Genomic DNA, 8,468 nt, shown 5'->3' on the forward strand with positions numbered 1-8,468 from the left:
TATCGAAGTTGGTCTTGCAGAAGAACTTGGAAGTTTTGAACTCCTCAGCCTTCTGAATATCCATAGCCACTTGAATAACTTCTTCTGCGCTTCAGATTTGGACACTGCATGTACAGTTTTGTTCTTAGTGACAACTACCCTTCCTGGGATCCGAATTCGCACCTGAAGCACCCATTTATGCCTGTCCTTGACTTCCTTCCGTTGGAAAGCACTTCCTGAAAGAATTTCGTACTCCATTAAATTTCCTGCCTCCATTTCTCAGTATCTTTTCCATTGGCATCAATCCACTTTTCCAGTTCGTTGTGCCAAATGAAGTATCTCTTGCCGACACGATGAAAGGGAATCTTTCCGGTCTGAGCCATGTACAGTACAAAGCTATAGGAAACCTTTCCTCCAAATACAATATCTGCGACTTCTCTAGGGGAAAAGATTTTCTTACTGTTATCGTTTTCAGCACCCATTTCTATGACCTCCATGAAAAAACTATAAAAATACTTTTCAAGTGTATTTTCGCACAAGGAGGAGTCATGGGCTAACTCAGCAAGACGTTACCTTCATATGGATGTGTAAAAAATAATAATTTTGCCTTTGAATACGGAAATGACCATTTTCCTGCACTTTTAATGGAAAAATTTGCACAGTGAGTAACAGTTTTTGTAACAGACGGTCAATTTCAATCATTTTTAAGGGTTTTAGGAGCTTTGAAATCAAAAAACAGGCAATAAAAAAACGCCGATAAAATCGACGTTTTCAATGGCGGAGTGAGGGAGATTCGAACTCCCGCACCGGTAAACCGGTCTAACGATTTAGCAAACCGTCCTCTTCAGCCACTTGAGTATCACTCCACATAGCTGACTTGTATAAGGATACACTATAAGGGGCCCTATTGTCAAGGACATTTTTAATGTATTTCCATACTCCCCTATCTATATACTGCCGGATGGAATAGAATACAAATAGAATTCTTTTATGCGGAGATGATGATGATGGAAATAGAGCAGGCTGTGTTTGCGAGGAAGCGGTGGCTGCCGGAGCGGATGGCGGATTATGGGTTTCGCCAGTTGGGACAGGATTTCATGCTGGAAAAGGATTTCATGGACGGCGATTTCAAGGCGGTGCTCAGGGTATCGGAAAGCGGCGCTGTGTCGAGCCATGTGGTGGATCAGATGACGGGAGAGGAGTATGACCAGCTTCGGCGGCGGGAGGCGAACGGGGCCTATGTGAACATGGTGCGTGAGGCTTATAGGAATCTGCTTTTGGAAATCGCCGGCGCCTGCTGCATGGATGTACTTTTTACGTCGGACCAGGCGAACCGGCTCACCGATTTCATGGAGGACAAATTTCATGTGGCGCCGGATTATCCCTTTTCTAAAATGGCTCGTTACCGGTCTTACGGAACCTTCCGCCATGGGGGTAATCGGAAGTGGTTTGCCCTGATTATGAATGTGAAAAGGGGTGTGGTAGATAAAAGCGCCAGTGAGGATATGGTGGACATTATCAATCTGAAAATCGACCCGAAGGAGGATGAACGTCTCTTTCAGATGCCCGGTATTTACCCCGCCTATCATATGAATCACAGGACCTGGATTTCCGTGGTGCTTGATGAAACGGTGTCCGATGAGAAGGTCATGGCTCTCATAGAAACCAGTTTTGCCCTGACGGAATGAAATTGCATCGTTGATGTTTATCTTGAATCATTTCTTCAATTCATAATCAGCACTTATGTTTTATAATTGGCAATGCATTATATCATTTCTCTATTCTCTTTTTCTATCTATTCCTGTATAATATGGATTAGATGAGAGTGGAGGAAAGGTCCGGGGAGCGGCCGCCAAAAAATACCCGGTTTCTGCCGATACTGCAAGCCATCTCGCATAGATGAATCCATAAGAGCTCCGGATGTGAGTCCGTTCGATGCGTTCTGAAGTCCCTTCCGCCATGGGTTGGGAGCTTTGGAAAATATGGTTTGTCACTGAGTTTAACCGAATAGCCTGAAAGAGACCGTCGTTATGACGCGGCAGATGAAAGGAAAAAGTAGTTTGGCGCGCCCTTGATCTACCTGGCCAGTCTCCTTCAGGCTTTTCGTAGTGTCTTAGTGACAGCGGCTTGGCCGCTGAGAGTTGTGGTATTGCCTCTTTGACAGCGCTTTCGGCGCTGAGGGTTCTGAAGTTTGACGGGGCTTTCGCCCCGAAGGTTCTCAGGTTTGACGGACCTGCGGCCCGAGGGTTGTGGTGGCCGCTTCGCGGCAGTTTTTAGCCCCCTTCCATAGGCAGAAGTCAGCAACACTTCTGAGCCGGGCTAATATGTGAGCATAGCCTGTACACAAAGCGAACACCTTAAAGCCCGGCCAGCGGGTGGCGCCGTCAGGCGACGGAGGAACAGCGTCAGGTCTTTGCTTATTTTCGGTGTTCCTCAGGGCTTCGCCCAGCTCCTTTCTGAGAAAGGAGCCTGCGTTACGGGATTGCTTTCCCGCCCCCATGGTGGGCTGAATTTCATCTGGAGTCTCGTTTTTGGAACATTCGATGCATTGGGAGGATTGACGACGCTGACCGGTACAGCAGGTCTTTTAAGGCCTAACTTATTGTACAAAAATAGCCTGATGATGTAAACGGGGCCCTAAAGACCGGCATTGACATCATCAGGCTATTTTTGTGTGGGCCATCCAGGCCTCAAAAGGACTACCTGACTGACGCTGCGTCAGCTGGCTCCAAATAATGCCGGTTATAGAGGGCTTTATTGATATTGTCGGCAGAGCCGCCTGCATTCATTGACCATTTTCCCCAAAAGCGCCAGTTGATAGCCTACATACGAATTATCCATCAAAAAAGACCGGAAGCCCGGTCTTTTTCTTATCGTATCAGGTATACGTTTACCTTTGGTTTCATGCCCCACTTATAGGCCTGGTCATAGTTGTCCACGCCTACGTCGATAATGTTTCCATGGATGGCGCCGCCAATGTCATCGCAGATGGCATAGCCGTAGCCTTCAATGTAAACTTCGCTTCCCAGGGGAATGATGTTGGGATCCACAGCGGCATGGCCTTTGCCTGCATATCCGCCCATGGCTGTGCGGCCTCTGCCGTCACCGTCGTTAGGGGTGTAAGCAGTGGCTTCCATGTGGAAGACCTTTTTGTAATTCCCTGTGAAACGGGGGGCATTGTCGAGACGGTCCCATACGTCGCCGTCGGCAATGCCTGTTCTGACCAGATTTTCCTCCGACTGGAGCTGCCGTACTGCTTCGGCAGTTCCTTCACCGTAAATGCCGTCTACGCTGCCGGGGTTATATCCGTGAAGGAGGAGTTTGTTCTGGAGCCGGATAACTTTCTTTCCCGAGTCTCCAGGGGAAAGTACAGTTTCCCCGCTCTGGGCCGCATATTCGGAGGTAATGCGGGAAAGGGTATCGCCATTCACCATGCCGGTGGCGGAAAGGCCTTCGTCGCTTTGGAAGGCTTTCACGGCAGAAGCGGTATCTCCGCCGTAAATGCCGTCCACCGCACCGTCAAGGTAACCCATTTTCTTTAATTTCCGCTGGATCGATGAAACGTCGCTGCCGCTGTCGCCGATGCTGTAGAGGGAACTGCTGCCTGCAGAAGAGCTCTCCCCTTCTCCGCTTTCTTCATAGGAAGCAGAAGGCGCTGAGGATGCATCCACATTTCTAAGGGCGCTGTAGGTCATTTCATCAATGGCACCGGAAACGGGAATGCCCTTTGCTTTCTGGAAGGCCCGCACGGCATTGGTGGTATCTTCACCGTATACGCCGTCAATGCCGCCTTTCAAATAGCCTGCCGCCTGGAGCCTGACCTGCATATCGCTGATCATGCTGCCCCGGTTGCCTTCGGCGTACACCACGCCGCCTCCGGGACGATAGCCCGCTCCGGCCGCCCTTTCGATGGCCGCTCTGGTGGAATCATCGGCCCTGCCGGTCACCGGCAGACCCTTGGCCTTCTGGAATAAGGCCACTGCTTCTTTTGTGGTGGAACCGTAATCTCCATCCACTGTACGTGCAAGATAGCCTGCCGCCACCAGGTCGTTCTGCAGGGAAGTCACTTCACTTCCCGACATGCCGACGGACAAGGTCTGGGCAGACGCGGTAAGAGACGCCACCAGCCAGATGGCTGCGGCGCATCCCCATGTATATAAAGCACGCATTCATATCACCTCCATAGACTCTTGTATTTTACCATTTTCCGGCGAATTTGTAAAAAAAAGAGTAAAACTCCCTGTTTTGTGAGTGCAGATGATTCGTTTTTCAGCTTACCTTAACCGTGCGAAAATGCCGATTTTTACGGTGGGAAACATAGTATACAAATCAGGGAAATCGGAGGTTCTGCGCCCATTATGGGGGCGGCTGCGTCACGGGTTCAAAGGGTTCAGAGGGTTCAGAGGGTGGCGGTATCGCCTTCGACGATGAGTTTTATAGTCAGCGTTACGGGATTTACTTTATGTCACCCGTGCTGCACGACGAAGAGTAAAAGCCCCCTTCCCCAGGAAGGGGGTGGCGCCGTCAGGCGACGGAGGATAGGGGCGTGGATTAGACGTTAGAAGTCAGATATCAGACGTCAGACTGCATTACGTACTCCCCCTCCCGCCGGACACTGTCATCCGGGGTCGGTCAGCCGACAATCGGAAGGCCCTTTTATGGGCAGGCTAAGGGCCAACCTCGGCTGACTTGGAAATCCTCTGCAGGGTCTCCACAATAGCGAAGGATCTCGGTAAAAATCGATAGTGTCTCAGCATCTGTTAAATACCGATCGGCGGGAAGGCTGCCGATTGGCAGTCAGTTCAGCATTGAGTATCATTTCGCCTCGCAGCCTCGTTCACCCCGGCACCACTTCGTGGCCCTCTTACCCTAAAGGGGACGCAAGACGATACGGGAGTTACTTTTGTGCCACCAGTGCTGAATGACGGAGAGCCGGAGTCCCCTTCCTTAGGCAGAAATCAGCAACATTTCTGCGCCGGGCTATTATGTGAGCATAGCCTGCACATAAAGCGAACACCTTACAGCCCGGCCAGCGGGTGTCGCCGCGAGCGGACAGCGGACAGCTGATAGCCGCCAGCGGCCGGCAGACAACCGTCTCTCCCACTCTTTATGCCTCTTTGTGATGGGCATGCCCTTTTAGAATAGTATTGTATAAAGTATGAAAAAACATTATAATAATTATGTATGCGTAACTTTCATTTCAAGGAGGAAAAATGGAATCACTTAACAATCTGGTTTCCACCATTAACGGATTTCTCTGGTCGTCCGTCATTATCGCCCTGCTGGTGGGAGCGGGCTTTTATTTTACCGTGCGCACCAGGGGCGTGCAGATTCGCTATTTCGGCCGTATGTTCAAGCTCATCGCCCATACTGCCGGACAAAAGACGGAGGGAAATGAGGTTTCTCCTTTCCAGGCTTTCTGCGTCAGCACCGCTTCCCGCGTAGGGGTGGGCAATATTGCGGGCATTGCCATTGCCATTGTCACCGGCGGTCCCGGTGCCATTTTCTGGATGTGGTTTATCGCGGTCATCGGTTCGGCCACCGGTTTTGTAGAATCCACGCTGGCACAGATTTACAAGGTGCCCCGGGAGGATGGAAACGGATTCCGCGGCGGTCCTGCCTATTATCTGAAAAACGGACTGGGCCATGGCATCTGGGCTGCCGTATTTGCCATCCTGATTTCCGTCACCTACGGTATGATTTATAACTCCGTACAGTCGAATACCATTTCCCTGGCCCTGAACCACGCGCTGGGGCTGGACCGCATGATGGTAGGCGGCGTGGTCACTGTGCTGGCCATGCTGGTCATCTGCGGCGGCATGGGACGCATTGCCCGTGTTACGGAATGGATGGTGCCTGTGATGGCAGGAATTTACATCGTGGTGGCTCTGGGCATCATGGTGTACAACATTACGGAAATGCCCCATGTCATTTATGTGATTCTTCGGGATGCCTTCGACTGGCAGGCAGTATTTGGCGGCGGCATGGGCGCTGCTGTGCTCACCGGTTTCAAGAGAGGCCTTTTCTCCAACGAAGCCGGCGAAGGTTCCGTACCGAATGCGGCAGCCACTGCGGACGCCACCCATCCGGTGGTACAGGGCCTCATCCAGGCTTTCGGCGTGTATGTGGATACCCTCTTCATCTGCTCCGCCTCCGCCTTCATCGTCCTTCTCACCGGCGATTACGCCTCCACCGGCCTTACGGGCATCGAACTGATCCAGTGGGACCTGGCGCAGTACTTCGGCGACTGGGCGCCTAAGGCCGTTTCCTTCCTGATTTTCCTCTTTGCCTTCACCTCCCTCATCGGAAATTATTATTACGGGGAAATCAACATCGGCCACCTCACCCCTAAGAAATGGCCGCTGAACCTCTTCCGCGTCCTCATCGCCGTCATGATTTTCTGGGGTTCCATTGCGGACCTGCCGCTGGTTTGGAACCTGGCGGACCTCTTCATGGCCTTCATGGTTCTCACCAACGTCACCGCCATCCTGCTCCTCTTCCCCCAGGCAAGAGCCTGCCTTATGGATTATGAAAACCAGCTGAAAAAGGGCATCAAGGTGCCTCTTTTCCATAAGAATGCACTGCCTGATACAAAGGGCATCGTATGGTGGGATGATGAAAATAACTCCAACCATATGAAACGGATGGAAAAATAACCGGTACCATCAAAAAAAGACTTCTGCTTCGGCAGAGGTCTTTTTTTGCAGGGTTCAGAAGGTTCAAAAGGGAAGGTGTCCAGCCCCTGCGGGGCTGGAGGTTATGGCCCCTAAAGGGTGGCAAAGGAACTGGATTCGTAGGGGAGCATAGCGACCTGAGAATCCAGTGACATGCTTTCCCGTGGAGAAACGACTCACTACATTTTGCGCGTCGCTGGCGCTCCTTCAAAATGTGTTCGCTGTGCACCGCCTGCGGCGGCGGGTTGTATAGAAAGGTTGTGTTCGCTGCCGCTCAGGGGAAAGGTGGCGGCTCCGCCGCAGGTTATAACCCCCTTTCACAGGAAGGGGATGGCGCCGGAGGCAACGGAGGAACAGCGTCAGCTCTTTGCTGATTTTTTCGGACCTATCCTCAGGGCTTCGCCCAGCTCCTTTCTGAGAAAGGAGCCTGCGTTACGGGATTTACTTTTATGTCACCAGTACCCGCAAGACGTAGAGCAAAAGCGAAAAATGACCAGTTAGGATGCGGGAAGTCTGATGTCTATCGTCTATCTTCTACCACCTATCGCCTTTCCCAATGTCTTATTTCTTCCGGTCCAATATCCGCAGCAGTTCCGTACGGATAAGGCCTTCTTTTTTCGCCTCATCCCGAAATCCTCGTATGAGCTGGCAGCAGAGAAGGAGGTAGTTATCCTGCGCTTCCCCGCAGGTTTCGCGTAAATAGCCCGGTTCTGTTTCATAGGCTCGGAGGCCACGGTAGTAGAACTGTTTCTTGTCATCGGCGATGATGAAGGGAATAATCCCTGCAGCAAGACATTCTTTGAAGAGAAGTAGACGGCCGGTACGGCCGTTGCCGTCCTGGAAAGGATGGATAGCCTCGAAGCGGTAGTGGAAATCTATGAGTTTAGCAAAGCTATGGTCCGACGCATGATAATCTGTCAGCATGGCCGCCATGGCGCGTGGTACGTCTGCCACAGGTGCCGTTTTCCTGTCACCTACGATATTGTCCTGATTTTTATAGTCACCGATAGGAAATCCCGCATTCTCCGCCGCAGTCCCTTCCATAAGAAGACGATGAATGGTTTTGATGAAATCTTCCGTCAGCGGTGTATCATAGCGGTCAAGCATGAAGCGGAACGCACGGAAATGGTTGTTGGCGGTCACCACATCGTCAGCATAGATGACCTCGTCTTTTTCTGCCAAAAGGGAGCGGGTCTCGAACAGTTCCCTGGTGTGGTCATGGGACAGGCGGCTCCCTTCGATGTGGTTGCTGTTGTACGCCATATCCACCTGGGTCTTCCGATAAATACCGCCATTGTACCGGGCTTTCTCTTCTTTTCTTAATGTAGAAATGAGCATGTCTATGGCCTTCATATCCTATCCTCCTGTATTGGTATACTCATATTTTACCATAGACATAATCATTGCAGGCAGTCAAAGAAGGATATGTGAAAAAAAGTTCAGAGGGTTCAGAGAAAAAGTTGGACGGGCCTTCGGCCCGAAGGTTCTTAAGGTTCTTAGGTTTGACAGCGGCTTCGCCGCTGAGGGTTGTGGTATCGCCGCCTTTGGCGGCAATGAGTATATAGTCAGCGCTACGGGATTTACTTTTGTGTCTACAGTGCTGCATGACGGAGAGTAAAAGCCCCCTTCCCAAGGAAGGGGGGTGGCGCCGCAGGCGACGGAGGAACAGCGTCAGTTCTTTACTGATTTTTTCGGTGTTCCTCAGCCCTATCGGGCAGCTCCTTCCTAAGGAAGGAGCCTTACGTTACGGGATATACCTTCCTGTATCATAGAGCATGAGAAACATTCTGCTGATTGGCTCACTACGTTCGCCAC

At 51.2% G+C, this 8,468-nt stretch carries 7 protein-coding genes and 1 tRNA gene; 3 read left to right on the forward strand and 5 right to left on the reverse strand.

The window, feature by feature from the left end; all coding sequences use genetic code 11:
- The 3 genes from QZQ29_RS07890 to QZQ29_RS07900 form a co-directional block, all read right to left on the reverse strand.
- Positions 1–237, reverse strand: a 237-nt coding sequence (locus QZQ29_RS07890) for a hypothetical protein (protein ID WP_296962090.1), incomplete at its 3' end; no start/stop codon positions are given.
- Positions 237–461, reverse strand: coding sequence for a helix-turn-helix domain-containing protein (locus QZQ29_RS07895; RefSeq protein ID WP_296962092.1), 225 nt, complete (start codon positions 459–461; stop codon positions 237–239). The genes QZQ29_RS07890 and QZQ29_RS07895, both read right to left, overlap by 1 nt.
- Before the next feature lie 293 nt (positions 462–754).
- A tRNA-Ser gene (locus QZQ29_RS07900) sits at positions 755–845 on the reverse strand.
- Positions 846–983: 138 nt separating this feature from the next.
- Here QZQ29_RS07900 and QZQ29_RS07905 point away from each other — a divergent pair.
- On the forward strand, positions 984–1,667 hold the full coding sequence (locus tag QZQ29_RS07905) for an MmcQ/YjbR family DNA-binding protein (protein ID WP_296962094.1): 684 nt from the start codon (positions 984–986) through the stop codon (positions 1,665–1,667).
- 1,182 nt (positions 1,668–2,849) lie between these two features.
- On the opposite strand, the gene QZQ29_RS07910 is transcribed toward QZQ29_RS07905, so the two are convergent.
- On the reverse strand, positions 2,850–4,148 hold the full coding sequence (locus tag QZQ29_RS07910; protein WP_296962096.1) for a peptidoglycan-binding protein: 1,299 nt from the start codon (positions 4,146–4,148) through the stop codon (positions 2,850–2,852).
- Positions 4,149–5,192: 1,044 nt separating this feature from the next.
- Here QZQ29_RS07910 and QZQ29_RS07915 point away from each other — a divergent pair.
- Positions 5,193–6,635 carry an alanine/glycine:cation symporter family protein gene (locus QZQ29_RS07915; protein ID WP_296962099.1) on the forward strand — a complete coding sequence of 481 codons (1,443 nt, stop codon included), beginning with the start codon at positions 5,193–5,195 and terminating at the stop codon, positions 6,633–6,635.
- A 579-nt stretch (positions 6,636–7,214) separates the two neighbouring features.
- Here QZQ29_RS07915 and QZQ29_RS07920 read toward each other — a convergent pair.
- A complete protein-coding gene (locus QZQ29_RS07920) occupies positions 7,215–8,006 on the reverse strand; it encodes a Fic family protein (RefSeq protein ID WP_296962101.1) in 792 nt (263 codons plus the stop codon).
- Here QZQ29_RS07920 and QZQ29_RS07925 point away from each other — a divergent pair.
- Positions 7,996–8,271 carry a hypothetical protein gene (locus QZQ29_RS07925; protein ID WP_296962103.1) on the forward strand — a complete coding sequence of 92 codons (276 nt, stop codon included), beginning with the start codon at positions 7,996–7,998 and terminating at the stop codon, positions 8,269–8,271. The two genes, QZQ29_RS07920 and QZQ29_RS07925, sit on opposite strands and share 11 nt — an antisense overlap.
- Positions 8,272–8,468: the final 197 nt, after the last annotated feature.

This window comes from uncultured Dialister sp. (assembly GCF_900538805.1).
In the GTDB taxonomy this organism is placed as follows: domain Bacteria; phylum Bacillota; class Negativicutes; order Veillonellales; family Dialisteraceae; genus Dialister.